Origin of the sequence: Rathayibacter festucae DSM 15932 (assembly GCF_004011135.1) — a bacterium.
Taxonomy (GTDB): domain Bacteria; phylum Actinomycetota; class Actinomycetes; order Actinomycetales; family Microbacteriaceae; genus Rathayibacter; species Rathayibacter festucae.
In genome coordinates this window covers 345055-369073 of the sequence record NZ_CP028137.1, presented here as the reverse complement: position 1 = coordinate 369073, position 24019 = coordinate 345055, and the positions used below count along the sequence as shown (strand labels likewise).

Genomic DNA, 24019 nt, shown 5'->3' with positions numbered 1-24019 from the left:
GGACCCCGCGTCTGGGGCTGCCCGTGCCGGGGTGAGGTCCGCGTCAGGGGCTGCCGGTGAGGACGACCTGCTCGGAGCCCTGCAGGCGCACCTCGACCGAGGCGATCTCGGCCAGCGGCAGACCGGTCGAGAGGCTCGGCTCCACCGTCGAGCCGGGCGTGCTCGTCCACGAGCCGATCGGCTCCGTGGAGCCGGCCGTGTCGGTCACGTACATCACGTAGCCGACGGACGCCGCGCCCCCGGTCGCCGCGCCGCTCTCCTCCCAGCTGCAGTCCATGTCGATCCGCGTGCCCCACGCCTCCGGAACGAAGCGGACCGACGCCTCGACCGGGACGCCGGGCGCCGCGGCGAGAGCCACCGTGTTCTCGACCACCGTGGGCGGGGTGCCGACCACGAGCGGGAGGGCGATCGCGGCGGCCGCGGAGACCCCGGCGGCGGCGAGCACGAGGCCGGCGATGCGGAAGCGGGTGCGGCGGCGGAGCGCATCGGTCGCCCGGGCGAGGTGCGCGAGCAGGGCGGGCGGGGCGGACTCCTCGACGCGCTGCTCCGTCTCGAGCAGCGCGAGCGCGTCCTCCTGCGGCAGATGCGCGAGCAGGCCGGGGATCGCGACGAACTCGCCCAGCGCCTCGCGGCAGCCGGCGCAGCCCCGCAGGTGCTGCTCGTAGGCGCGGCGGTCGGCGGGCGAGAGCGCGCCGAGGAGGTACGCCGCGTCCCAGTCGCGGAAGGCGTCGTCGCGGAAGGCGTCGTCGCTCTGCTGCTCGGTGCTCACGGTTCGGTCACGCCTTTCTCCTGGAGGGCGAGCTTCAGCGCCCGCATCCCGTAGTGCATCCGCGACTTCACCGTTCCGGGCGCGATGCCCAGCAGCTCGGCGATCTCGCTGACCGTGCGCCCGCCGTAGTAGGCGTGCACGATCACCGCGCGGTGGTCGTGGCTGAGGGTGCTCAGCGCCTCCGAGAGCAGCCAGGCGTCCAGCACCTGGTCGGTGCGGTCGCCGTGCGCGCGCTCGGGCACCTCGTCGGTGCCGAACTCGCGGTTGTGCCGGGCGCTGCGGCGGTCGTCGATGACGATGTTGCGGGCGACGGTGTAGAGCCAGGAGCGGGCCGCGGCCTCGCCCTGGGCCAGGATCTCCGGGTGCTTCCAGGCGCGCAGCAACGCCTCCTGCACCACGTCCTCCGCCAGCTGGCGGTCGCCCGTGAGCCGGAGGACGAAGCGCCACAGCGCCGCCGAGTGCTCGTCGTGCAGGGCACGCAGCATCTCGGCCTGATCCTCGGACATCTCCACCTCTCCTCCTTCAACGTAGAGGGGCGGCGTCCGGTTCACCCGCGGCCCCGGTTCGCGCCGGGCGCCGCACTCTGGTACTCCGGAGCGGTGACCTTCCCCGATGCCGCCGACGCCGCCCGCGTCCGCACCTTCCTCCGCGACCAGCGCGCGCGCATCCTCGACGACGTCCGCCACCTCGTGATGATGGAGAGCCCGAGCGACTCCCTCGAGGCGCTCGACGAGCTGCACGCGTTCCTCGTGCACTGGGTCGGCGAGCGGCTCGGCCACGCGGGCGAGCTCGAGCACCTCCGCGAGCAGGACTGCCCGAGCGCGTCGAGCTGGACCTTCCCGGGCAGCGCCCCGGGGCGCGGACCGCGTGGGTCGCGCCCGTTCGTGGCGCTGGTGGGGCACTACGACACCGTCTGGCCGCTCGGCACGCCCCGCGGCTGGCCGTTCGCGATCGACGGCGACCGCCTGAGCGGCCCAGGCAGCTACGACATGAAGGTCGGCCTGGTGCAGATGGTCTGGCTCGTGCTCGCGCTGCGGCACGCCCGCCTGGCGCACCCGGCCGTCCGCCTGGTGATGAACGGCGACGAGGAGGTCGGCAGCCTCACCTCGCGCAGCTTCCTCGAGCACCAGAGCCGCGGGGCGGAGGCGGCGCTCGTCTTCGAGGGGGCGATCGGGACCGCGGTGAAGACGGCGCGCAAGGGCATCGGCAACTTCGTCGTCGACGTCGTCGGGATCGAGGCGCACGCGGGCGTCGAGCCCGAGAAGGGGGCGAGCGCGATCCACGAGCTCGGCGCGCTGATCCCTCGGGTGCTCGGGATCGCTCGGCCGGAGGCGGGGACGACCGTCAACATCGGCGTGGTCAAGGGCGGCAGCCGGGTGAACGTGACGACCGCGAAGGTGCGGCTCGAGCTCGAGGTGCGGATCCGCGGCGCGGCCGAGGCGGCGCGGGTGGAGGCCGAGATGAACGCGCTCGAGGCGTCGGACCCGCGGATCCGGATCGAGGTCCGCGGCTCGTGGCAGCGGCCCGTCTTCGAGCGGACGGCCGCCGTCGGCGCGCTCTACCGCCGGGCCGAGCGGGTGGCCAAGACGATGGATCTGCCGCTGACCGAGACCGCGGTGGGCGGCGCCAGCGACGGCAACCTGATCGCCGCGCTCGGGATCCCCGTGCTCGACGGGCTCGGCGCCCCTGGCGAGGGCGCGCACGCCCGGGGAGAATCGGTGAGCATCGAGGGGATGCTCGAGCGGACCGCGCTCGCGGCGCTGCTCGTGGCGAGCTTCGCCGCGGAGGGAGACTGAGATGGTCCTGTACGAGTCGCGCCCGGTCGGTGTCGTGATCGACGCGCCGGCGGACGAGGTGTACTCCTTCGTCGTCGATCCCTCGAACCTGTCGCTCTGGGCGGCGGGGCTCGCGCAGGCGTCCGTCGAGGAGGTGGACGGCCACTGGTTCGCCGACTCGCCGATGGGCCGGGTCGAGATCGTCTTCGCGCCTCGGAATCCCTACGGCGTGGCGGATCACCGGGTGATCACCGAGGGCGGCCGGGTCTTCGACAACCCGCTCCGGATCCTCGCCAACGGCGACGGCGCGGAGGTCGCCTTCACCGTCCGCCGGTACGACGGCATGACGCTCGAGCAGTGGGACGAGGACTGCGACCGGGTCGCGGCGGACCTCGAGACGCTGCGGGGGCTGCTGGAGCGCGCGGAGGACTGAGCGGGAGGGGCCGCGGGTCTCCTCCCCAGGAGCGGACCTCGCGGAGTCGTCCACCGGTCTTCCGGCCCGCCGCGATCGGGCGCCGATCCTGCACTACATTCGACAGGATCCGGCGTTCGCCCGGGCCTTCCGCGCGACAACGAGGGATGTCATGACCTCTCCCGAACCGACCACCCGCCCCGCCGGCGGCATCGAGCTCAACGGTCTCGACACCATCCAGGAGTCGGAGCGGCACGGCCGCCCCCGCGACCTGTTCTGGCCGTGGTTCGCGGCCAACGTCTCGGTGCTGGGGCTGAGCTACGGCTCGTTCCTGCTCGGCTTCGGCCTGTCCTTCTGGCAGGCGACCGCGGTCGCCGTGATCGGGATCGTCGTCTCCTTCCTCTTCTGCGGCTTCGTCGCGGTCGCCGGCAAGCGCGGCTCGGCGCCGACGATGGTGCTCAGCCGCGCCTCCTTCGGCGTCGACGGCAACCGGCTGATCGCGGTGATCTCCTGGCTGCTCACGGTGGGCTGGGAGACGGTGCTCGCCTCGCTCGCCGTTCTCGCGACGGCGACCGTCTTCGAGGAGTTCGGCTGGGACGGCGGCGTGCTGACCAAGGTCGTCGCGCTGATCGTCGTCGCGGCGCTGATCGTGATCGCCGGGATCGCCGGCTTCCGGCTGATCATGCGGCTCCAGCTCGCGATCACGATCGCGACCGCCGTGCTGACCGTGGTCTACGTCGTGCTCGTGCTCGACCGCATCGACCTCGCCGCCGTCGGCAGCCTGCCCTCGGGATCGGCGGGGGCCGTGATCGGCGGACTCGTCTTCATGATGACCGGCTTCGGGCTGGGCTGGGTGAACGCGGCGGCCGACTACTCGCGCTACCTGCCGCGCACCGCCGGCACCGCCGGGGTCATCGGCTGGACCACGATCGGCGGCGCAGTAGCGCCCGTCGTGCTCGTGGTGGTCGGCCTGCTGCTCGCCGCCTCCTCGACGGAGCTGTCCGACGCGATCGCGGCCGACCCGATCGGCGCGCTCGCGAGCATCCTGCCGACCTGGTTCCTGCTCCCCTTCATCGTGGTGGCCCTGCTGGGGCTGATCGGCGGCGCGGTGATGGACATCTACTCCTCGGGCCTCGCGCTGCTCAGCACCGGCCTCAAGGTGTCCCGGCCGGTCGCCGCCGGCATCGACGGCGTGCTGATGGTGCTCGGCGCGATCTACGTCGTCTTCGTCGCGGGCGACTTCCTCGGCCCGTTCCAGGGCTTCCTCATCACCCTCGGCGTGCCGATCGCGGGCTGGCTCGGCGTGTTCCTGGCCGACCTGCTCCTCCGCCGCCGCGACTACGACCAGGAGGCGCTCTACACCTCGCGGGGCCGCTACGGCAGCGTCTCGCTCGCACCGGTGCTGCTCGTGGTGATCGGCGCCGTGATCGGCTGGGGCCTCGTCGTCAACTACTCCCCCGGCTTCGAGTGGGAGGGCTACCTGCTCGGCCCGATCGGCGGGCGCGACGGCGAGTGGGCCGGGGCGAACCTCGGCGTGCTGGTCGCCCTCGTGATCGGCTTCGTCGGCACGCTCGTCCTCTCGCGCTCCGCGGTGCGGCGCCAGGAGGCCGACGCGTGAGCCTGCTCGTCGCGATCGACCTGCAGCAGGTCTTCGCCGACGTGTCCTCGCCGTGGGCGTCGAAGGAGTTCGACCGCGCGGCGGAGGGGACGACCCGGCTGCTCCCGCACTTCGGCGAGCGGGTGGTCACCACCCGCTTCGTCGCACCGCCCCAGCCCCGCGGCGCCTGGATCCCCTACTACCGGGACTGGCCGTTCGCGCTCGTCCCGGACGAGGATCCGCTCTACGCGCTGGTCCCCGGCGTCGAGGGGCACCGCACGATCACCGCGCCGACCTTCGGCAAGTGGGGCGCCGAGCTCGAGGCGCTGCTCGACGACTCCCGCTCGATGGTGCTGACCGGCGTCTCGACCGACTGCTGCGTGCTGGCGACGGCGCTCGCCGCGGCCGACGCCGGCGTGCAGGTGCGGGTCGTGACCGATGCCTGCGCGGGCGCCTCCGAGGCCGATCACGCCCGCGCGCTCGACGCGATGGCGCTGTTCGGACCGCTGATCACCCTGACCACGGTGGACGAGGTGCTGGCCGGACTCCCCGCCGGAACCTGACGAGGCGCGGGAGGTCTCGCGGCGGTGCCGCGCGGACCGGCATGATGGCGGGATGTCCTCCACCGACGTCCGCGACAGCGCGGCGCCCCGCATCCTCGTCATCGGCGAAGCCCTGATCGACATCGTCGAGCGCGACGGCGAGAGCACCGAGCACGTGGGCGGCTCGCCCGCGAACGTCGCGCTCACCCTCGCCCGCCTCGGCCGCGAGGCGACCCTCGTCACCGACATCGCCGACGACGAGCGCGGCCGGCGCATCGCCGAGCACCTGGGCGCCTCCGGCGTGACCGTGCTGCACGGCGACGCCGAGCGCACCTCGACCGCCCGGGCCCGCCTGCAGGAGGACGGCTCCGCCGAGTACGACTTCGACCTCTCCTGGAACCCGCCGGCCGCCGATCCCTCGAGCGCGACCCACGTGCACACCGGCTCGATCGCCGTCTACCTCGAGCCGGGCGGCTCCGCGATCGTCGAGCTGCTCGAGGCCCTGCCGGCCGGCGTCACCGCGAGCGTCGACGCGAACATCCGCCCCGCGCTCGTCGGCGAGCACAACGACGCACTGGCCCGCTTCGAGCGGGTCGCCGCGGCCTGCGAGATCGTCAAGCTCAGCGACGAGGACGCGGAGTGGCTCTACCCGACGATGCAGCTCGACGAGGTGCTGACCCGCCTGCTCGAGCTGGGCGCCCAGCTCGCCGTCGTGACCCGCGGCGGCGAGGGCCTGCTGCTCGCCTCCGCCGTCGCCCGGGCCACGGTCCCCGCCGCCCGCATCGTCGTCGCCGACACCATCGGCGCGGGCGACTCCGCCATGGGCGCGATCCTCGACGAGGCCTTCCGCCAGGGCCTCGGCGCCCCGAACGGCCTGCTCCTCGACGAGCCGTCCCTGCGCGCGATCGGCCACTGGGCCGCCCGCGTCGCCGGCATCACCACCTCCCGCTCCGGCGCGAACCCCCCGACCCGCGCGGAGTTGTAGGGGCGCTCCGTCCGCGCCCGCCGGACACGGGGATCTACTGGGAAGAGACGCGCGCAGACATGCTGGTCGAGCAGCCCCGCAGGGGCGTATCGAGCCCCGCGGCATCAGCAGGGCGAGTCTGCAGACTCGGCCTCTGACGCTGGTGGATCTCGATACGCCCGCTGCGCGGACTACTCGATCGGCAGGGGGACGCCCTCTGCGCGGGCTACTCGATCAGCAGGAGGGAGGCCGTTGCAGCGGGATCGCCGGCGGGTCGATACTGGGGCCCTCCTCGAGCGGAAGGCGCCCCATGTCCACGAGTCTCAGCCCCTACATCGGCTTCCGCGACAACGCTCGCGAGGCGATGGAGTTCTACCACTCGGTCTTCGGCGGAGAGCTGCAGTCCAGCACCTTCGCTGACTTCCACGCGAGCGAGGATCCGGCCGAGCAGGACCTGATCATGCACTCGCAGCTGGTCACGCCGAACGGGCTGATCCTGATGGCGTCCGACACCCCGAGCTCGATGACGTTCGAGGAGGGCGCGCGGATCACCGTCGCGCTCTTCGGCGACGACGACGCCGAGCTCGGTGGCTACTGGGACGGGCTCGCGGACGGCGGCTCGGTCCAGGAGCCGCTGACCACGTCGCCCTGGGGCGACCGCTTCGGGATGCTGACCGACCGCTTCGGCGTGCACTGGATGGTCAACATCTCGGGCGCGTCCGCCTGAGCGTCCCGATCGCCGCCCGCGCGGGCGCAGAATGGAGGGACCGCCCGGTGTCCGGAGCGGTCCCCTCCCTCTGACGAAGGCGGCACTATGACGATCACGCTCGGGTACAAGGCATCGGCGGAGCAGTTCGGGGCGCGCGAGCTCGTGGAGCTGGCCGTCGGCGCCGAGCGGCACGGCTTCGAGAGCGCCGTGGTCTCCGACCACTTCCAGCCCTGGCGCCACACCGGCGGCCACGCGCCGTTCTCGCTCGCCTGGCTCGCCGCGGCCGGCGAGCGCACCTCGACCATCCGGCTCGGCACCTCGGTGATGACGCCGCACTACCGCTACAACCCCGCCGTCATCGCGCAGGCGTTCGGCACGCTCGGCGTGCTCTACCCGGACCGCATCATGCTCGGCGTGGGCACCGGCGAGGCGCTGAACGAGGTCGCGACCGGCTACCAGGGCGCGGGCGAGCAGAGCTGGCCCGACTTCAAGGAGCGCTTCGCCCGGCTGCGCGAGGCCGTGCGCCTCATGCGCGCCCTCTGGGCCGGCGACCGCGTCTCCTTCGACGGCGAGTACTACTCCACCCACGAGGCGTCCATCTACGACAAGCCCGAGAACGGCGTCCCCGTCTACATCGCCGCGGGCGGGCCCGTCGTCGCGAAGTACGCCGGGCGCGCGGGCGACGGCTTCATCTGCACCTCCGGCAAGGGCATGGAGCTCTACACCGAGAAGCTGCTCCCCGCCGTGGAGGAGGGCATCGCGGCGGGCGGGCGCGACTCCGCCGCGCTCGACCGGATGATCGAGATCAAGCTCTCCTACGACCCCGACCCGGCTCTCGCGCTCGAGAACACGCGCTTCTGGGCGCCGCTCTCGCTCACGCCCGAGCAGAAGCACTCGCTGACCGACCCGGTCGACATGGAGCGCGCCGCCGACGAGCTGCCGATCGAGCAGGTCGCCAAGCGCTGGATCGTCGGCTCGGACCCGGACGAGACGGTCGCCCAGATCAAGCCCTACGTCGACGCGGGCTTCAACCACCTCGTGTTCCACGCGCCGGGCGACGACCAGCAGCGCTTCTTCGACGCGTTCGAGCGCGACCTCGCGCCGCGCCTGCGCGCCCTCTGATTCCGTCGCGACCGGCCGGCGCCGTGCCGCCGGCCGTCCGACCCTCCCGCGCCCCGACTCGTCGGCGCCCGCCGACCGACCCCTCCGGAAGAGCCGCCTCCGCATGACCGTGCCCACCCTCCTCGCCCGCCTCGCCGACGGCGAGCCGATCACGCGCGCGAGCGCCGAGGTGCTCCTCGAGGCGCGCGGGGACGACCTCGACGCGGTGCTGCTGGCCGCCGGGCGGCTGCGCGACGAGGGGCTCGCCCGCCGCGGCCGGCCGGGAGTGATCACCTACTCCCGCAAGGTCTTCGTGCCGCTGACCAAGCTCTGCCGCGACCGCTGCCACTACTGCGTGTTCGTCGAGACGCCGGGCGGCCTCGCCCTCAAGCGCGAGTCGACCTTCATGGAGCCGGAGGAGATCCTCGAGGTCGCCCGCGCGGGCGCCGCGCTCGGCTGCAAGGAGGCGCTGTTCACCCTCGGCGACCGCCCGGAGGACCGCTGGCCCGTCGCCCGCGCGTGGCTCGCCGAGCACGGCTACGCCTCGACGCTCGAGTACGTGCGCGCGATGGCGGTGCTGGTGATGACCGAGACCGGCATGGTGACGCACCTCAACCCCGGCGTGATGTCCTGGGCCGAGCTGCAGCGCCTGCGCCCGGTCGCGCCCTCGATGGGGATGATGCTCGAGACGACCGCCGAGCGGCTGTGGTCCGAGAAGGGCGGCGTGCACTACGGCTCGCCCGACAAGGACCCGGCGCTGCGGCTGCGCGTGCTCGACGACGCCGGGCGCAGCCGGATCCCGTTCACCACGGGCGTGCTGCTGGGCATCGGCGAGAACACGGCGGAGCGGGCCGACGCGCTGTTCGCGATCCGCGACTCGCACGCGCTCTGGGGCCACGTGCAGGAGTGCATCGTGCAGAACTTCCGCGCCAAGCCGCGGACCGCGATGCAGAACGAGGTCGACCTCGAGCTGCAGGAGTACGTCGCGAACGTCGCCGTCGCGCGCCTCGTCCTCGGCGCGGACATGACGATCCAGGTGCCGCCGAACCTCACCGACGAGCAGGAGCTGGGGCTCCTCCTCCGCGCCGGGATCGACGACTGGGGCGGGGTCAGCCCGCTGACCGCGGACCACGTGAATCCGGAGCGGCCCTGGCCGAACATCGACGACCTCGCGCGGCTGACCGCCGACTCCGGCTACCGGCTGCACGAGCGCCTCACCGCGCATCCGCGGTACCTGAGCGACGCGGAGACCTGGATCGACCCGCGGGTCGCGCCGTACGTCCTCGCGCTCGCCGACCGCGAGTCGTGGCTGGCCGACGAGTCCGCGCCGATCGTCCCCCGCGCGTACGAGGAGGAGCTGCCGCCCGCCCCGCGCCCGGCCGCCCCGAACCTCGCCGCCGTTCTCGAGCGCGCCGCCGCCGACCCGGCCGGTCTCGACGACGCCGACTACCGGGCCCTGCTCGCCGCCGACGGCGACGACCTCGACGCGCTGGCCGCCCTCGCCGACGACGTCCGCCGCGCCGCCGTGGGCGACACCGTCACCGTGGTCGCCAACCGCAACATCGACACCGCGCTCTGGGGCGCCGGCGGGCTCACCGTCGAGACCCTGGAGCAGCTCGCCGACGAGGCCGTCGCGCTCGGCGCCACCGAGCTGTGCCTCCAGGGTCCGCTCGCGACGCCGGGCGAGGACCACCTGCTGATCGTGCGGACCCTGCACGCTCGGCACCCCTCGCTGCACCTGCACGCGTTCCGGCCGGGCGAGATCCTCGACGCCGCGACGAGCACCGGGCGCACCCCCGCCGAGATGCTGGCCGCGCTGCGCGAGGCGGGCGTCGACTCCGTGCCGGGGACCGCGGCGCGGATCCTCGACGACCGGGTGCGCGCGATCCTGAGCGAGGGCGCGGACCCGAGCGTCGCCGAGTGGCGGGAGTCGGTGACGACCGCGCACCGCGGCGGCCTGAAGTCGACGGCGACCATGGTCTACGGGCACGTCGAGACGCCGCAGCAGCAGATCGATCACCTCCGCGCGCTGGCCGCGATCCAGGACGAGACGGGCGGCTTCACCGAGTTCATCGCCATGCCGTTCGTGCCGGCCGAGGCGCCGGCGGCGGTCGTCGCGCAGACCCGCGGCGGGCCGACCCGGCGCGAGACGCGAGCGGTGCACGCCGTGGCCCGGCTGCTGCTGCACGGGCGGATCGACCACGTGCAGACGGCCTGGACGAAGCTCGGGCTGCAGCTGTCGCAGGAGCTGCTGCGCGGCGGCGCGGACGACCTCGGCGGCCTGCTGCTCGACGGCGCGATGAGCCCGGAGTCGGGCGCCGAGGCGCACCGCTCCCTCGACATCGCGACCGTCGCGCGGCTCACCGGCGAGATCGGGCGGCCCTGGCGCCAGCGCACCACCGACTACGGGCACGTCGCCCCCGAGCGCGCGATGACGGCGCCGGCGCCCGGCAGCACCGCGACCCGCCGGCTGCGCCTCCCGGTGCGCGAGGCCGGCCGCGTCTCGTGACGCGGTCGTCGGCGTACCTCGAGCGGCAGGCCGCGCTGATCCAGGAGTCGTCGCTGGACGTCGGCGACGACACGGTCCGCCTCCACTCCGGTGGTGAGCCGGCGACGGACGTCGTCCTGCTCGTGACCGGGCCGGGTCGCGGTGCCCGGGCCGACGGGGCGCTGCTGCTGCCGATGCTCGCTCGCCGGCACCGGGTGGCGGCGCTCGAGCTCGCCGACCTGCGGGATCCGCTGCGCGACGCGCCTCGCGCCGTCACCGCCGCGCTCGACCGGCTCGGCGCCGAGCGGGCGGTCGTCGTCGGCGTCTCCCTCGGCGCCTGGGCCGCGATCACCGCCGCCGAGGCGGACCCGCGCGTGGGCGCCCTCGTGCTGGCCGCGGGCTGGCTGCGGCCCACCGAGCGCCTCGTCGCGGTCGCCCGGCTGTGGGAATCGCTGGCCGACCTCCCCGACGCCCGCGCGGACCTGGCGCGCGTGATCGGCGTCCGCACGCTCGCCGACCTCGGACCCGGGCGCGCGACTCCCCTGGCCGCCGACGCCGCGACCGCCGCGCTCCTCGGCGCGGCCGCCCGCGCCGACGCGACCGAGGCCGCGGCCCGCCTGCGCGTCCCCGCGCTGGTCGTCGGCTGCACCGCCGACGCCGTCGTCGGCGTCGAGGGGTCGGAGGCGCTGCTCGGGGCGATCGACGACGCCCGCTACGCCGTGATCGACGCGGGCCACTGCGTGCTGGCCGAACGGCCGGCCGAGCTGCTCGCACTCGTCGAGCGCTTCGTCGCCGACCCGCACCGCGACCCGGCCGGGTCGACGCTCCCCCGGACGATCGCCTGATGGCGACCTCGGTCGACGTCGTCGTGGTCGGCGCGGGCTTCGCGGGGATCGGAGCGGCGGCGCGCCTCGCCCGCCGCGGCGGCGTCTCCTTCGCGCTGCTCGAGCGGGCCGAGCGCGTCGGCGGCACCTGGCGCGACAACCGCTATCCGAACGTCTCCTGCGACATCCCCTCGCACCTGTACTCGTACTCGTTCGCGCCCGAGCCGGACTGGTCGGCGTTCTACGCGCCGGGGGCGGAGATCCAGGCCTACCTCGAGCGGGTCGTCGAGCGCGAGCGGCTCGCGCCGCAGCTGCAGCTCGGGACCGACGTGCTGGAGATGACCTTCGACGAGGACGCCGAGCGCTGGCGGGTGCACACCTCGCGCGGCGACGTCGACGCCGCCGTCCTCGTCGTCTGCGCCGGGCGGCTGTCGGAGCCGCGCCTGCCCGACGTCCCGGGGCTGGACGGCTTCGCGGGGCCGGTCTTCCACTCCGCCCGCTGGCGCGACGACGTCGACCTGGACGGGGCGCGCGTCGGGATCGTCGGCTCCGGCGCCTCCGCCGTGCAGATCCTGCCGCACCTCGCGGAGCGCGCGGCCGAGGTCGTGCTGTTCCAGCGCTCGGCGCCGTACGTTGTGCCGCGTCGGAACCGCGCCTACCCGCCGGAGGAGCGCCGCACGCTCGCGCGCGTGCCGGGCGCCGTCGAGCGGCTGCGCTCCGAGCTGTTCTGGCGCGCGGAGCTCGGCTTCGCCGGCCGCGTCGGCGTGCCCGACGCCATCGGCCGGCTGCGGGCGGAGGCGCTCGGCCACCTCGCCGCGCAGGTCGCGGACCCGGAGCTGCGCGCTGTCCTCACGCCGGACTACGAGATCGGCTGCAAGCGGGTGCTGCTCTCGGACGACTACTACCCCGCGCTCGCGCAGCCGCACGTGCGCGTCGTTCCCTCGCCCCTGCGCCGGATCGAGGGCTCGGCGGCGATCGGCGACGACGGTACCGCCCACGAGGTCGACGCGCTGGTCTTCGCGACCGGCTTCCACGCGACCCGCCCGCCGTTCGCCCGCCGGATCCGCGGCCGCGGCGGCGAGCTGCTGGCCGACCGCTGGGGCGACGGGATGTCGGCGTACGAGTCGACCGCCGTGCACGGCTTCCCGAACCTCTTCGTGATCAACGGCCCGAACGCGAGCCTCGGCCACAACTCCGCGGTGCACATGATCGAGTCGCAGATCGACTACGTGCTCGCCGCGCTCGAGCACCGCGACACCGCCGGCGTCGAGCTGCTGGAGGTGACTCCGGAGGCCGAAGCCGCCGCGCTCGCCCGCCTCGACGCGCTCAGCGCCGACACCGTCTGGACGAACGGCGGCTGCGAGAGCTGGTACGTCGACTCCGCCTCCCGCCGCCTCACCCTGCTCTGGCCCGACTTCGCCTTCGCCTTCCGCGAGGAGCTCGGCCGCTTCGACCCGGCGGCCTACGCGCGCTGAGCACGCTGATCGAGCAGCCCGCGCAGCGGGCGGCACCCTGCTGATCGAGCAATCCGCGCAGCGGGCCTTCCCCTGCTGATCGAGTAGCCCGCGCAGCGGGCGTATCGAGATCCACCACCGTCAGAACCTGAGTCTGCAGACCCACCCTGCTGACAACGGCGCGTCTCGATACGCCCCTGCGGGGCTACTCGACCAGCATGCGCACCGCCGAGACACGATCGACCGCACCGCATCCATGCTGATCGAGTAGCCCGCGCAGCGGGCGTATCGAGATCCACCAGCGCCGGAAGCCGAGCCTGCAGACCCGCCCTGCTGACACCGGCGGGTCTCGATACGCCCCTGCGGGGCTACTCGACCAGCATGCGGCAGCGGCGGCCGACTGGACGCGCGGCGGTGTCCGGCGGAGCTGCAGGGCCCGGTACGGGTCCACTCGCGCGCGTCCTCACTTCCGACTGGACGCGGACGGGGCCATGCTCCGGGTGCGAGCCCCGTTGCGGGTCCGTTCGCGCAGTCATGCTGATCGAGTAGCCCGCGGAGCGGGCGTATCGAGATCCATCAGCGTCAGCAGCCGAGCCTGCAGACCCGCCCTTCTGACAACGTCGGGTCTCGATACGCCCCTCCGGGGCTGCTCGACCGGCATGCAGCGGCGGCCGACGGGACACGCGGCGCCGCGACCGATGACGCGCGATCATGGATGCACCCGATCCCCGCTCGACAGGACCCCCGCCATGCCGTCCGACGCCGCTCCGCCGCCCCCGCCCGCGCTCGATGACGAGGTCGCGGCCGCCCTGCTGCGCGAGCGCTACGGGCTGCACGGCGCACTGCGCGAGCTGGGCAGCAATCAGGACCGCAACGTCCTCGTCGACACCTGCGACGAGCGGCTGCTGCTCAAGATCGCGAATCCCGCGACGCCGAGAGGGCGGATCGAGGCGCAGACGGCGGCCGTCGCGCGGCTGGCGGACCGGCTCGAGGGCGTCCGGCTCCCGCGCGTGCGCGCCGACCGCGAGGGGCGCACGCTGCACGAGATCGACCTCGGCGGCACGACCGCCGCGGCCCGGGTCCTCGACTTCGTCCCCGGCCGCACGCTCTCGGGCTCCGGCTACCTCTCCCCCGCCGTCGTCCGGGCGATGGGCGACCTCGCCGCCCGGGTCGACGTCGCGCTCGCCGAGCAGCCGCTCGACGGCCTCGAGGAGACCGACCAGTGGGACCTGCGGCGGGCGGGCGAGGTGGTCGACGCGCTGATCGGCCGGGTGCCCCGCCGCTCGGCGCGGGCGATCCGGGCGGCCGTCGACACGGCGCTGGCGGTCCTCGATCCGCTCGCCACCGCGCTCCCGGTGCAGCTCGTGCACGGCGACCTCACCGACGACAACGTCGTGGTCGACGCGGGCGTCCTCCCCGACGGCGTCATCGACTTCGGCGACCTCGGCGCGGGCTGGGCGGTCGGCGAGCTCGCGATCACGCTGTCCTCGCTCCTGCACCACGCGGACGCCGACGCCGCCACCGTGCTCCGCGCCGCCAGCGCGTACGACGCCGTGCGCCCGCTCGCCGACACCGAGGTCGAGGCGCTCTGGCCGCTCGTGGTGCTCCGCGCGGCGGTGCTCGTCGTCAGCGCCCACGACGTCCTGACCGGCGACCCGGGCAACGACTACGCCCGCGAGAACCTCGAGCACGAGCGGCTGATCCTCGACCGGGCGACCGCCGCGCCGCTGCCGGTGCTGCAGGCCCTCGTCCGGCGGGCCCTCGGCCGGCCGAGCGCATCCACCGCACTCGCCCCCGCGATCCCCGTGCTCGGCGTTCTCGACGCCGTCGTCGTCGACCTCTCGCCCGAGAGCCCGGCGCTCGACGTCGGCCGCTGGCTGGACGACGACGCCGAGCCCGCCCTCGCCCGCGCGGCGCTCGCCGGCGGCGCCGGGGCCGCGGTGCTGCGCTACGGCGAGCGCCGCCTGACCCGCGGTCGCCCGCACACCGCGCAGGATCCCGAGACGACCGCACTGGTCATCGAGGTCCACCTCGCCGCCGAGACGCCCCTGATCGCGCCGTTCGACGCGGAGGTGGGCGGCGGCGTCCCCGGCGGAGTCACCCTCCTCGCCGACGGGGTCCGGCTGCGGCTCGACGGGGTCGACGACGCTCCCGCACCCGGCACCCGGGTGGGAGCGGGCGACCCGGTCGGCACGGCCCGCGGACTCCTGCGCGCCCAGGCCGCGCCGCGCGCGCTCGACGCGGTCGACCTCCCGCCCTTCGCGAGCGCACGCTGGGCGGACGCCTGGCTCGACGTCCTCCTCGACCCGACCCCGCTGCTCCTGGGACGCACCCTGCCGGCCCCGCAGCCGGACCCCGAGGTGCTCGACCGGCGGCTCGCGCACCTGGCCGAGGCGCAGGAGCACTACTTCGAGTCGCCGCCCACGATGCTGCGCGGCTGGCGCGAGCACCTCGTCGACGACTCCGGTCGCGTGCACCTCGACGTGCTCAACAACGTGACCTCGATCGGCCACGCCCACCCGCTGCTCGTCGAGCGGGTCGCGCGGCAGTGGCGGCTGCTCAACACCAACTCGCGCTTCTCCTACCCCGCGATCGGCGAGTTCTGCAAGCGGCTGGCGGCCCTGCTGCCGGACGGGCTCGACACCGTGCTGCTCGTCAACAGCGGCACGGAGGCGGCCGATCTCGCACTGCGGATCGCCCGCGCGTGGTCGGGCCGCGACGACGTGCTGGCGGTGCGGGAGGCGTACCACGGCTGGTCGGGCCTCTCCGATGCGGTCTCCACCTCCGTCGCCGACAACCCCGACGCGCTCGCGACCCGGCCGCCCTGGGTGCACACCCTGGACGCGCCCAACAGCTACCGCGGCACGCACCGCGGGGCCGAGGCGCACCGCTACGCACCGGAGGCGGTCGCCCGGATCGAGGAGCTGGCCGCGGCCGGCACTCCCCCGGGCGGCTTCGTCGCCGAGACCTTCTACGGCAACGCCGGCGGCATCCCGCTGCCCGACGGCTACCTCGCCGCCGTCTATCCGGCCGTCCGCGCGCACGGCGGGCTCTGCATCGCCGACGAGGTGCAGGTCGGCTACGGCCGCCTCGGCGACTGGTTCTGGGGCTTCGAGCAGCAGGGCGTCGTGCCCGACGTCGTCGCCGTCGCGAAGGCGATGGGCAACGGCCACCCGCTGGGCGCGGTCGTGACCACCCGCGAGATCGCCGACCGCTACCGCTCGCAGGGCTCGTTCTTCTCCTCGGCGGGCGGCAGCCCGGTCAGCTCCGTGATCGGGACGACCGTGCTCGACGTGCTCGCGGACGAGCGGCTGCAGGAGAACGCGCGGACCACCGGCGCGCACCTCCGCCGCCGACTCGAGGAGCTCGCCGAGCGCCACCCGCTGATCGGCGCCGTGCACGGCAGCGGGCTGTACCTCGGCCTCGAGCTCGTCCGCGATCGGGAGACTCTCGAGCCGGCGACCGCGGAGACGCGCGCGATCTGCGAGCGCCTCCGCGAGCGCGGCGTGATCGTCCAGCCCACCTCCGACCGGCAGTGCGTGCTGAAGATCAAGCCGCCGCTCTGCTTCACCGTCGAGAGCGCCGACTTCTTCGCCGACCAGCTCGACGAGGTGCTGACGACGGGCTGGTGAGCGCGCCGGCGGGCGGGCGCCGCCTCACGCCCGCGCCCCGCCCGCCAGCGCCCGCCGCACGATCACGCGCTCGCAGAGCGTCCAGGTCGTCGTGACCGTCAGGTAGAGCGTCGCCGCGAGCGGCACGAACGCGGCGAACACCACCGTCAGGAACGGCATCCAGCTGAGCACCCCGGTCAGCTGCGCGACGGCCGCGGGCGTCCCCTCCGGTACCGGGGTGAGCGCCGCCTGCCGCAGCGCGACCCGGCGCGCCAGCCAGGACACGAGCGCGATCACCCCGAGGAGCACCGCGAACACGCCGAGCTGCGCGAGGTCGCCGCCGCCGAGCGCCGTCACGAACGAGCGCCCGAGCGGCACGTCCAGCAGCCGAGCGTCGAGCAGTGCGTTGCCGTGACCGGCGATGTCCGGGTGCACGAACAGCCCGTACAGGAGCGAGACGACGGGCGCCTGCAGCAGCACCGGGAGGCAGCCCGCGAGCGGTGAGGCCTTCTCGTCGGCGTAGAGCTTCATCGTGGCGCGCTGCAGCGCCTCCGGATTCTTCGCGTGCTTGCGCTGCAGCTCGCGCAGCAGCGGGGCGAGGCGGCGGCGGGTGATCTCGGCCCGGCCCTGCGAGATCCCGACCGGGATCAGCAGCACGCGGACGAGGAGGGTCACCAGCACGATCGCGGCGGCGGCCGAGGCGCCGCCCACGAGGGGCTCGAGGGCCGAGGCGAGGCCGGTGACGAGGTGGGAGGCGGCGTCGAGCGCCGCCGCGATGGGCGGGAAGTCGTAGAAGTTCAAGAGAGTCCTGTCGTCGGGAGGTGAGCGCGATCGCGAACGGTCGCGCCTCCCGAGGCAGAGCTCCGGGCTACGCGACCAGTCCCGGCAGGCCCGGCGCCCGCGAGCGCACGCGACCCGCGGTGCGCGGGTGCTGCGGCGACGGCTGTGCGGCGAGGCCGAGCCGGTGCTCCCGGGCGCGGCGGCCGATCGACAGCACGGGCCGGCGAGCGCCGACGGCGAGATAGCGCGCCCCGAGGACGAGAGCGGCGACCGCGGTGGTGGTGACGACCAGCACGACGGCGGCGTCGGGACTCGACACGAGCGCGAGCAGCAGGAACGTCCCGCTCAGCAGAGCGAGGAGCTGCTCGAGGTGCGCGCGCACGGGAGTCCTTCCGACCCGACCAGGCTAGCGGCAGGTGCGCAGCGGCGGGTGGGGTGCCAGGCTGTCGAAGGGCGGAGGGAGCCGACAATGGCAGCTCGAGGACGTGGGACGAACGGGCGGGTGCTGCGGTTCCTCGCCGCCGCCGGCCGGATCCTGCTCGCCGGCGTCACCGCCGGGATCGCGACGCTCAGCCCGGGAGGCGAGACGCACCGCCCGGACCTGCCGCCCCCGCGCCGCGACGAGTACCGGCCCTGACGCCGGCGCCCGCGACGAGCACCGGCCGTGAGCGGGCAGGGTAGGCCTCCCGCGCCGCCTCGGCCAGCCGTCGCCCGGCACCGCCGGGGCCGACGATAATCGGGGGATGCGTGAAGACGACGATGTCGATCTGGTGATCGACGCGTGGGCCGACGCCCTGCCCGATCTCGACTTCGCCCCGCTCGACGTCCTCTCCCGCCTGCGCCGGCTCAGCCCGCGGGTGCAGGAGGTGCGGCGCCTCTCCTTCGCGGCCGGCGAGCTCGCCCCGTGGGAGTTCGAGCTGCTCTCGCTGCTGCGCCAGAACCCTGCCGGCACGATGACGCCGTCCGTCCTCTCCACCCGCCTGGGCATCTCGAGCGGCAACCTCGCCAGCCGCGTCGACCGGCTGGGCGCGCGCGGCCTCGTCGTCCGCGAGCAGAACGCCGCTGACTCGCGCAGCAAGATCGTCTCGCTCACCCCGCGCGGCACCAAGCGCGTCGACGACGCCATGCGGCACCTCGTCGCGGCCGAGGGCGAGGTGCTCGCCGACCTCGACTCCCGGCAGATCGGCGTCCTGATCGAGTGCCTGCGCACCATCAGCGCGACGCTCGACCGCCTGGACTGACCGCCCGCTCCCCGAGCGCCGGTCGCGCCGCACCGGCGATACTCGCGGGATGCGGATTCTGGTGGTCGACGACGAGGCGGTCTTCGCCGACGGCGTCCGGCGCGGTCTCGAGGCCGAGGGCTTCTCGGTCGACGTCGCGCACGACGGCGTGGACGGACTGTGGCGGGCCCGCGAGACGGTCTACGACGCGATCGTCCTCGACCTGATGATGCCCGGGCTCAGCGGCTCCGCCCTCTGCCGGACCCTCCGCGACGAGGGCGACTGGACCCCGGTCCTGATGCTGACCGCGAAGGACGGCGACCGCGACCAGATCGAGGGCCTCGACGCCGGCGCCGACGACTACGTGGTGAAGCCGCTGGAGTACTCCGTCCTGGTGGCGCGGCTCCGGGCGCTGGTGCGCCGGGGGCGGCCGGAGCGGCCGGTGGTCCACCGCGTCGGTGACCTGCTGATCGACCCGGCGCTCCGCGAGGTGCACCGCGGCGACGTCGCGATCCGGCTGACCTCGCGCGAGTTCGCCGTGGTCGACTTCCTCGCCCGCCACCGCGACCGGGTGGTCGCCAAGCGCGAGATCCTCGAGGGCGTCTGGGACGACGCGTTCGACGGCGATCTCAACATCGTCGAGGTCTACGTGGCGCGGCTGCGCGCCAAGCTCGACCGCCCGTTCGGCACGGAGTCGATCACCACGCTCCGCGGCGCCGGCTACCGGCTCGTCGAGGGCTGAGGACCGATGTCCCGGCGCCCGCCCTGGAGCATCCGCGTGCGGCTGACCGCCCTGGTCTCCGTCGTGATCCTCGCCGTGCTGGTCGCCGGCTCCGTCGCCTTCACCGCCCTGCTCGAGCAGTCCCTCGTCGACGCCGAGGCGTTCACCGCGAACCAGCAGGCCCGCCAGATCGCCACCGACACCGAGAGCGCCGGGCGGCTGCCGCCGTTCAACACCGACGAGGTCGTGATCCAGCTGCAGCGGGAGGGAGCGGTCGTCGCGGTCGCGGACGACGACTTCGTCTACGCGGTGCCGCTGCCGGTGTCCGACGCGCCGCAGATCACCTCGATCGACGGCGCCCGCTTCGTCGTCGGCTCCGAGAGCCTCCAGCTCGGCGGCGACCCGGGCGAGACCGTCGTCGTCGCGCGCACCCTCGCCGGGGCCGACGACGCCGCGGGCTCGGCCGTCCGGCTGCTCGCGGTCGCCGTGCCGCTCGTCACGGCGGTCGTCGGAGCGCTGGTCTGGTTCGTCGTCGGCCGCTCGCTCCGGCCGGTCGAGCGGATCCGCGCCGACGTCGAGGCGATCGAGGCCGCCGACCTCCGGCGCCGCGTCCAGGAGCCGCCCGGCCGCGACGAGCTCGCCCGCCTGGCCCGCACGATGAACGGCCTGCTCGACCGCCTCGAGCGCTCGCAGGCCGCCCAGCGCCGCTTCGTCTCGAACGCCTCGCACGAGCTGCGCTCCCCGGTCGCGGCCGTCCGGCAGCACGCCCAGGTCGCCCTGCGGCATCCGGAGGCGATCCCGCTCGCCGACCTCGCCCGCGTCGTCGAGGACGAGGGCGAGCGGATGCAGCACCTGGTCGCGAGCCTCCTGCTGCTGGCCCGAGTGGACGAGCGCGACGAGGGGGAGGAGCAGGACGTCGACCTCGACGACCTCGTGCTCGCCGAGGCCGCGCGGCTCCGCGCGCTGGGCGTCGACGTGCGCACCGAGGACGTCGGACCGGCCCAGGTGCACGGGCACGAGCCGCTGCTGCACAGCGCCGTGCGCAACGCCGCCGAGAACGCCCGGCGGCACGCGGCGGGCGTCGTCGCCTTCACCGTGCGCGAGGAGGACGGCACCGCGGTCCTGCGCGTCGACGACGACGGCCCGGGCGTGCCGGCCGAGGACCGCGAGCGGGTCTTCCTCCGCTTCGAGCGCCGCGACGACGCCCGCGCCCGCGACACCGGCGGCTCGGGCCTCGGCCTCGCGATCGTCGCCGAGGCGGCGCGCGCGGGCGGCGGCACGGCGCGCCTGCTCGACTCCCCGCTCGGCGGCGCGCGGCTCGAGATCCGCCTGCCGGCTCCCGGCCGACCGCAGGACACCGAGGCTGTTCAGGCTGGCGAAAGGTCCCGCCGGTCACGCTGAGGCAGTGGAAATGCCGACCTACCTCCTCGTCCTCTGGCGCTGCAAGCTCCTCGTCGTCGCGAGCGCCGTCCTCGCGGCGATCGTCGCGACCGCCGTGCACTTCACCGTCACCGACGAGGGGCTCACCCTCCGCGGCGACCGCGAGCACAGCGCCGCCGTGACCGTGCTGCTCGGCGGCGGCCCGAGGAACCCCTACGCCGCTCAGATCCCCGGGGTCGAGCGCGTCCCCGGCGTCGAGGACGACCAGTTCAGCGACCTCAGCAACACCGCGGTGATCTACGCCTACCTCGCCAGCGGGGAGGAGGTGCGCGCCGCCGTCATCGAGCAGGCCGGTCCGCTCGAGGAGGGCGACGGCGTCGGCGCCGTCCGCCGCACCACTCAGCCGCGCGGCGACGAGTCGAACGGCGGCCGCTTCACCCTGCCCTTCCTCTCGGTGATCGGCACCTCGTTCGATCCCGCCCGCGCCGTCGAGCTCTCCCGCACCGCCACCACCGCCCTCCTCGATCGGATCACGCGGGAGCAGGACGCGCAGGGCGTCCCGGAGTCGATCCGCGTCACCCTGACCGTCACCGACGAGGGCGACGCCGTCCCGGGCGCGCTCGGCACGGTCGCGATCCCGATCGCGGGGACCGGACTCGCCGTCCTCCTCCTGGCGCTCCTGGGGATCGTGCTCGGCCACCGCTTCCGCGTGCGGCGCGGTCTCACCGCCCCGCTCCCCCGTCGCGGCGAGCCGGGAGAGGCCCTCTCCCTCGACGCCGAGCTCGAGTCCGCCCTCGCCGCCGAGAGGCAGGACACGGTGTCCCGTCGGTGACTACCTCCGCGCACCTGGGAGGTCAACCCCGTTCGGGAAGGACACCCGCGGACCTAGCGTGAGGACGCACGGTCGAGGCGGAAGCCTTCCGAGCACGATGCACGCGAAAGAGCACCAATGACCCAGATCCCCATTCTTCAGCCCGCACGATGGAGTCGCAACGGAGTCCGGATCGTCGTCGTTCCCGGGGCGGAGCTGCCCCGCTTCCGACTCGAGATCGAACCCGGACGAGCCGTCCTGACCGGGGCCTTCACCGGCCCCTTCGCCACCGTCGAGGAAGCTGAGCGCGCCGCCGAGGCCATCACCTCGGCCGCCGACCGCAAGCTGTCCGCCTGACGCCTCAGCCGACGAGCTCGTCCAGCCCACACGTCGGCAGGGCGATCCAGCCCTCGGCCTGCGCGGCCTCCCGAAGCTCCTCCGGCACCGGCACCGTCCGTCCGAGGGCGTGCGCCCGGGCGTTCAGCGCCGCGATCACCGCGTCGAAGGCGTCGTCCGAGCGCGCCATCAGTGCCGCGGCGTCCGCCGGCAGCACCAGCCACGGCGCCGCCCGGCGCAGCGCCTCGACGGCGAGCGCCACCGCCTCGGGCCGCGTCTTGTAGCCGGTGGTGTCGACGCCCCAGAGCCGGAGCGCCGCCGCCGGGTAGGCCTCGACCAGCCGACCGCCCCCGGAGCGGTCGACGTCCTCGCCCGCCGCCGCGAAGGCGTCGAGCAGCTCCGCGCAGCGCATCGCCGTCATGCCGAGCCGATCGGTCGACACGCTCAGCGGCCACCTCTTCGTCACCTTCTGAACGGCGCGGTCGGTCTCCCGGTAGGCGAGCCGTCGCCGCCAATCGCGCCCGGCGAGCGTCCGCGGCGAGACCTCCCGGCGGGTGTGCGCCGAGACGAACGCCGCGAACTCCAGCGGCCAGCCGAACGCGCAGTCGATGCCGATCGTCGTCGCCTCCCGGGACGCGGCGACGACGTCGTCGTCGGAGGCGCCGAGCACCAGCGAGCGGACGACCGCCCGGCCGCCGCCCCACTCCAGCGCGGCCACCGCCGTCCGCACGGGCTCCGCGGCGAGGTCGACTCCGATGGTGAGCATCGGATCAGGCTACCCGCCGGGCGCGCCCCGGCCCCGCGCTCGCTACGCTCGTGCGATGACGCCGCCCTCCCCCGCCCTCGGGACGCGCACGACCCGGATCCCGGTCGCCGTCCTGCGCCTCGTCGTCGCCCTGACGGTCCTCGCGGCCGTCTTCGGCACCGCCCTCGACACCGCCTCGCGGACGCCGATCGTGCCGGTCAACTTCTTCGGCTACTTCACGATCCAGGGCAACATCCTCCTGGCGATCGTGCTCCTGATCACCGCGGCGGTCGCGCTCGGCGACCGACCGCAGGGACCGCTGCTGACGCTCGTCCGAGGAGCGGCGACGAGCTGGATCCTCGTGGTCGGCATCGTCTACAACACCCTGCTCATCGGCACGGCGGGCGGCGTGACGCTGCCCTGGGCCAACACGGTGCTGCACGTGGTCTTCCCGATCTACGGACTGCTCGACTGGCTGCTCGTCGCCGACCGGCCGGCCCTGCCCTGGCGCCGCCTCTGGGTCGTCACCGTCTATCCGATCGTCTGGCTGGTGGTCGTCCTCGTCCGCGGCGCGACCGACGGCTGGGTCCCGTACCCGTTCCTCGACCCCGCGAACGGCTACGGCGCGGTCGCGATCGCGGTGCTGATCGTCGCGGTCGCGTTCGTCCTCTCCGGCGCCCTGGTCTGGGCGCTCAGCCGGGTGCGGCTGATCGGCGACCGTCCCGCCTGACAGGGCGGGGCCCGGCGGGCCCCGTTCTGGGGCCACGCGCGCAGGACCGCCGGTGACCCCGCAGGCCTAACGTCGGGATCGGCGGCCCCCACCGCCGTCCCCCGACCGAGAGCGGTTCCCCTCATGCGCCTCCCCACCTCCCTCCGCCCGCGCCGCACCGGGAGCCGCCGCGTGCGCGCACTCGCCGTCGGCGCCGTGCTCGCCCTGGCCGCGGCGGTGGTGCCCGCGGGCGCCGCCTCCGCCGCGACCCCGACCCTGTCCGTGCTCAGCCTCGGCGACTCGATCACCCAGGCCTACGGCACCTGCGGCCAGTTCGCGGACTGCCCGCGCAACAACTGGTCCACCGGCACGAACGCGACCGTCAACTCCTTCGCCAGCCGCCTGCGCACCGCGAACCCGGGCACCACGGTGACCACCGCGAACTTCGCGCAGACCGGCGACCTGATCGCCGGCGTCCCCGCGCGGATCGACGCCGCCGTCGCCGCCGGCGTCCGCCCCGACGTCGTCACCCTGCTGATCGGCGGCAACGACCTCTGCTCTGCGAAGAACCCGGTCGCCGCCGACGGCTACACCATGACCACGGCCGCCGCCTTCAGCACCGGAGCGAGCGCCGCGATCACGAAGATCCGCAGCACCTGGCCCGCCGCGAAGATCGTCCTCTCCTCGATGCCGAACGTGGCCGCCGAGTGGGCCGTCGTCAAGGGCGGCTTCGGCTCGGTGATCTGGTCCTCCGGCAACCTCTGCCGCACCACCCGCGGCGTCAGCGCGACCGGCGGTCGCCTCAGCAGCACCGCCGCCTCGGCCTCCGCCACCGCCGCGAAGACTCGGACGACGCAGTACAACACCGCCCTGCAGCAGGCGTGCACCGCCGCCGGCACCCTCTGCGACTACGACGGCGGCGCGCTCACCGCGACGCCCGTCACCAAGGCGCTGATCGGCACCACCGACTACTTCCACCCCAGCATCGCGGGCCAGGCGAAGATCGCCTCGGTGCAGTGGACGGCGTCGAACTTCGGAGCCGCAGGCTAGCGCTGGATGCGGCCGCTCGAC

At 74.5% G+C, this 24019-nt stretch carries 24 protein-coding genes; 19 read left to right on the top strand and 5 right to left on the bottom strand.

Annotated features, from left to right (window positions below):
- Nucleotides 1-43 precede the first annotated feature (43 nt).
- The gene (locus C1I64_RS01835) at nucleotides 44-769 is read right to left on the bottom strand and encodes an anti-sigma factor family protein (protein ID WP_127886015.1); all 726 of its coding nucleotides are present in this window, start codon (nucleotides 767-769) and stop codon (nucleotides 44-46) included.
- On the bottom strand, nucleotides 766-1275 hold the full coding sequence (locus C1I64_RS01830; RefSeq protein WP_127886014.1) for a sigma-70 family RNA polymerase sigma factor: 510 nt from the start codon (nucleotides 1273-1275) through the stop codon (nucleotides 766-768). Before C1I64_RS01830 ends, C1I64_RS01835 begins: the two co-directional genes overlap by 4 nt.
- A gap of 93 nt (nucleotides 1276-1368) precedes the next feature.
- On the opposite strand from C1I64_RS01830, the gene C1I64_RS01825 reads away from it, so the two are divergent.
- The 11 genes from C1I64_RS01825 to C1I64_RS01775 all read left to right on the top strand — a co-directional run bounded on the left by C1I64_RS01825 (nucleotide 1369) and on the right by C1I64_RS01775 (nucleotide 16267).
- Complete coding sequence (locus C1I64_RS01825; RefSeq protein ID WP_208645074.1) at nucleotides 1369-2565, top strand: M20/M25/M40 family metallo-hydrolase; 1197 nt, start codon at nucleotides 1369-1371, stop codon at nucleotides 2563-2565.
- A 1-nt stretch (nucleotide 2566) separates the two neighbouring features.
- On the top strand, nucleotides 2567-2977 hold the full coding sequence (locus C1I64_RS01820; protein WP_123445222.1) for an SRPBCC family protein: 411 nt from the start codon (nucleotides 2567-2569) through the stop codon (nucleotides 2975-2977).
- A 151-nt stretch (nucleotides 2978-3128) separates the two neighbouring features.
- Nucleotides 3129-4574 (top strand): purine-cytosine permease family protein, encoded by a 1446-nt coding sequence (locus C1I64_RS01815; protein WP_127886013.1) that lies wholly within the window; start codon nucleotides 3129-3131, stop codon nucleotides 4572-4574.
- Nucleotides 4571-5116 (top strand): cysteine hydrolase family protein, encoded by a 546-nt coding sequence (locus tag C1I64_RS01810; RefSeq protein WP_127886012.1) that lies wholly within the window; start codon nucleotides 4571-4573, stop codon nucleotides 5114-5116. Before C1I64_RS01815 ends, C1I64_RS01810 begins: the two co-directional genes overlap by 4 nt.
- Nucleotides 5117-5168: 52 nt before the next feature.
- Nucleotides 5169-6080 (top strand): carbohydrate kinase family protein, encoded by a 912-nt coding sequence (locus C1I64_RS01805; protein WP_127886011.1) that lies wholly within the window; start codon nucleotides 5169-5171, stop codon nucleotides 6078-6080.
- Nucleotides 6081-6369: 289 nt separating this feature from the next.
- Complete coding sequence (locus C1I64_RS01800; RefSeq protein ID WP_127886010.1) at nucleotides 6370-6786, top strand: VOC family protein; 417 nt, start codon at nucleotides 6370-6372, stop codon at nucleotides 6784-6786.
- Nucleotides 6787-6873: 87 nt separating this feature from the next.
- The gene (gene fgd, locus C1I64_RS01795) at nucleotides 6874-7890 is read left to right on the top strand and encodes a glucose-6-phosphate dehydrogenase (coenzyme-F420) (RefSeq protein WP_123445218.1); all 1017 of its coding nucleotides are present in this window, start codon (nucleotides 6874-6876) and stop codon (nucleotides 7888-7890) included.
- Between the two features lie 103 nt (nucleotides 7891-7993).
- On the top strand, nucleotides 7994-10378 hold the full coding sequence (cofG, locus tag C1I64_RS01790; protein ID WP_127886009.1) for a 7,8-didemethyl-8-hydroxy-5-deazariboflavin synthase CofG: 2385 nt from the start codon (nucleotides 7994-7996) through the stop codon (nucleotides 10376-10378).
- Entirely contained in the window at nucleotides 10375-11202 is an 828-nt protein-coding gene (locus tag C1I64_RS01785) for an alpha/beta fold hydrolase (RefSeq protein WP_127886008.1), read from the top strand. Before cofG ends, C1I64_RS01785 begins: the two co-directional genes overlap by 4 nt.
- Nucleotides 11202-12656 carry a flavin-containing monooxygenase gene (locus C1I64_RS01780; RefSeq protein WP_127886007.1) on the top strand — a complete coding sequence of 485 codons (1455 nt, stop codon included), beginning with the start codon at nucleotides 11202-11204 and terminating at the stop codon, nucleotides 12654-12656. Before C1I64_RS01785 ends, C1I64_RS01780 begins: the two co-directional genes overlap by 1 nt.
- A 728-nt stretch (nucleotides 12657-13384) precedes the next feature.
- On the top strand, nucleotides 13385-16267 hold the full coding sequence (locus C1I64_RS01775) for an aminotransferase (protein WP_127886006.1): 2883 nt from the start codon (nucleotides 13385-13387) through the stop codon (nucleotides 16265-16267).
- A gap of 24 nt (nucleotides 16268-16291) precedes the next feature.
- Here C1I64_RS01775 and C1I64_RS01770 read toward each other — a convergent pair whose 3' ends face one another.
- Both C1I64_RS01770 and C1I64_RS01765 read right to left on the bottom strand, forming a co-directional pair.
- The gene (locus C1I64_RS01770) at nucleotides 16292-17047 is read right to left on the bottom strand and encodes a YidC/Oxa1 family membrane protein insertase (protein ID WP_127886005.1); all 756 of its coding nucleotides are present in this window, start codon (nucleotides 17045-17047) and stop codon (nucleotides 16292-16294) included.
- Between the two features lie 67 nt (nucleotides 17048-17114).
- Nucleotides 17115-17408, bottom strand: a complete 294-nt coding sequence (locus tag C1I64_RS01765; protein ID WP_123733838.1) for a hypothetical protein — start codon at nucleotides 17406-17408, stop codon at nucleotides 17115-17117.
- Nucleotides 17409-17495: 87 nt separating this feature from the next.
- Between C1I64_RS01765 and C1I64_RS19930 the strand changes: the two genes are divergently transcribed.
- The 6 genes from C1I64_RS19930 to C1I64_RS01740 all read left to right on the top strand — a co-directional run bounded on the left by C1I64_RS19930 (nucleotide 17496) and on the right by C1I64_RS01740 (nucleotide 21515).
- Complete coding sequence (locus C1I64_RS19930; RefSeq protein ID WP_164874417.1) at nucleotides 17496-17663, top strand: hypothetical protein; 168 nt, start codon at nucleotides 17496-17498, stop codon at nucleotides 17661-17663.
- Nucleotides 17664-17769: 106 nt separating this feature from the next.
- Nucleotides 17770-18267 (top strand): MarR family winged helix-turn-helix transcriptional regulator, encoded by a 498-nt coding sequence (locus C1I64_RS01760; RefSeq protein WP_123445211.1) that lies wholly within the window; start codon nucleotides 17770-17772, stop codon nucleotides 18265-18267.
- A 49-nt stretch (nucleotides 18268-18316) separates the two neighbouring features.
- Nucleotides 18317-18988, top strand: a complete 672-nt coding sequence (locus C1I64_RS01755) for a response regulator transcription factor (protein ID WP_123702432.1) — start codon at nucleotides 18317-18319, stop codon at nucleotides 18986-18988.
- Nucleotides 18989-18994: 6 nt separating this feature from the next.
- On the top strand, nucleotides 18995-20368 hold the full coding sequence (locus tag C1I64_RS01750) for a sensor histidine kinase (protein WP_127886004.1): 1374 nt from the start codon (nucleotides 18995-18997) through the stop codon (nucleotides 20366-20368).
- Nucleotides 20369-20378: 10 nt separating this feature from the next.
- Entirely contained in the window at nucleotides 20379-21179 is an 801-nt protein-coding gene (locus tag C1I64_RS01745) for a hypothetical protein (protein ID WP_127886003.1), read from the top strand.
- A 117-nt stretch (nucleotides 21180-21296) separates the two neighbouring features.
- Complete coding sequence (locus C1I64_RS01740; RefSeq protein WP_123445207.1) at nucleotides 21297-21515, top strand: hypothetical protein; 219 nt, start codon at nucleotides 21297-21299, stop codon at nucleotides 21513-21515.
- A 4-nt stretch (nucleotides 21516-21519) separates the two neighbouring features.
- Here the strand turns inward: C1I64_RS01740 and C1I64_RS01735 are convergent, their stop codons facing one another.
- Nucleotides 21520-22260, bottom strand: a complete 741-nt coding sequence (locus C1I64_RS01735; RefSeq protein WP_127886002.1) for a DUF429 domain-containing protein — start codon at nucleotides 22258-22260, stop codon at nucleotides 21520-21522.
- Nucleotides 22261-22315: 55 nt separating this feature from the next.
- Here C1I64_RS01735 and C1I64_RS01730 point away from each other — a divergent pair, with 55 nt between their 5' ends.
- Entirely contained in the window at nucleotides 22316-22969 is a 654-nt protein-coding gene (locus C1I64_RS01730; RefSeq protein ID WP_127886001.1) for a Pr6Pr family membrane protein, read from the top strand.
- 123 nt (nucleotides 22970-23092) lie between these two features.
- Entirely contained in the window at nucleotides 23093-23998 is a 906-nt protein-coding gene (locus C1I64_RS01725) for an SGNH/GDSL hydrolase family protein (RefSeq protein WP_127886000.1), read from the top strand.
- The last annotated feature ends 21 nt before the right edge of the window (nucleotides 23999-24019 follow it).

Coding starts and splice junctions, on each gene's coding strand:
- C1I64_RS01760 (WP_123445211.1), top strand. CDS start 17,770: ATGCGTGAAGACGACGATGTCGATCTGGTGATCGACGCGTGGGCCGAC.
- C1I64_RS01725 (WP_127886000.1), top strand. CDS start 23,093: ATGCGCCTCCCCACCTCCCTCCGCCCGCGCCGCACCGGGAGCCGCCGC.
- C1I64_RS01820 (WP_123445222.1), top strand. CDS start 2,567: ATGGTCCTGTACGAGTCGCGCCCGGTCGGTGTCGTGATCGACGCGCCG.
- C1I64_RS01735 (WP_127886002.1), bottom strand. CDS start 22,260: ATGCTCACCATCGGAGTCGACCTCGCCGCGGAGCCCGTGCGGACGGCG.
- C1I64_RS01755 (WP_123702432.1), top strand. CDS start 18,317: ATGCGGATTCTGGTGGTCGACGACGAGGCGGTCTTCGCCGACGGCGTC.
- C1I64_RS01800 (WP_127886010.1), top strand. CDS start 6,370: ATGTCCACGAGTCTCAGCCCCTACATCGGCTTCCGCGACAACGCTCGC.
- fgd (WP_123445218.1), top strand. CDS start 6,874: ATGACGATCACGCTCGGGTACAAGGCATCGGCGGAGCAGTTCGGGGCG.
- C1I64_RS19930 (WP_164874417.1), top strand. CDS start 17,496: ATGGCAGCTCGAGGACGTGGGACGAACGGGCGGGTGCTGCGGTTCCTC.
- cofG (WP_127886009.1), top strand. CDS start 7,994: ATGACCGTGCCCACCCTCCTCGCCCGCCTCGCCGACGGCGAGCCGATC.
- C1I64_RS01740 (WP_123445207.1), top strand. CDS start 21,297: ATGACCCAGATCCCCATTCTTCAGCCCGCACGATGGAGTCGCAACGGA.
- C1I64_RS01745 (WP_127886003.1), top strand. CDS start 20,379: ATGCCGACCTACCTCCTCGTCCTCTGGCGCTGCAAGCTCCTCGTCGTC.
- C1I64_RS01730 (WP_127886001.1), top strand. CDS start 22,316: ATGACGCCGCCCTCCCCCGCCCTCGGGACGCGCACGACCCGGATCCCG.
- C1I64_RS01830 (WP_127886014.1), bottom strand. CDS start 1,275: ATGTCCGAGGATCAGGCCGAGATGCTGCGTGCCCTGCACGACGAGCAC.
- C1I64_RS01750 (WP_127886004.1), top strand. CDS start 18,995: ATGTCCCGGCGCCCGCCCTGGAGCATCCGCGTGCGGCTGACCGCCCTG.
- C1I64_RS01805 (WP_127886011.1), top strand. CDS start 5,169: ATGTCCTCCACCGACGTCCGCGACAGCGCGGCGCCCCGCATCCTCGTC.
- C1I64_RS01815 (WP_127886013.1), top strand. CDS start 3,129: ATGACCTCTCCCGAACCGACCACCCGCCCCGCCGGCGGCATCGAGCTC.
- C1I64_RS01780 (WP_127886007.1), top strand. CDS start 11,202: ATGGCGACCTCGGTCGACGTCGTCGTGGTCGGCGCGGGCTTCGCGGGG.
- C1I64_RS01775 (WP_127886006.1), top strand. CDS start 13,385: ATGCCGTCCGACGCCGCTCCGCCGCCCCCGCCCGCGCTCGATGACGAG.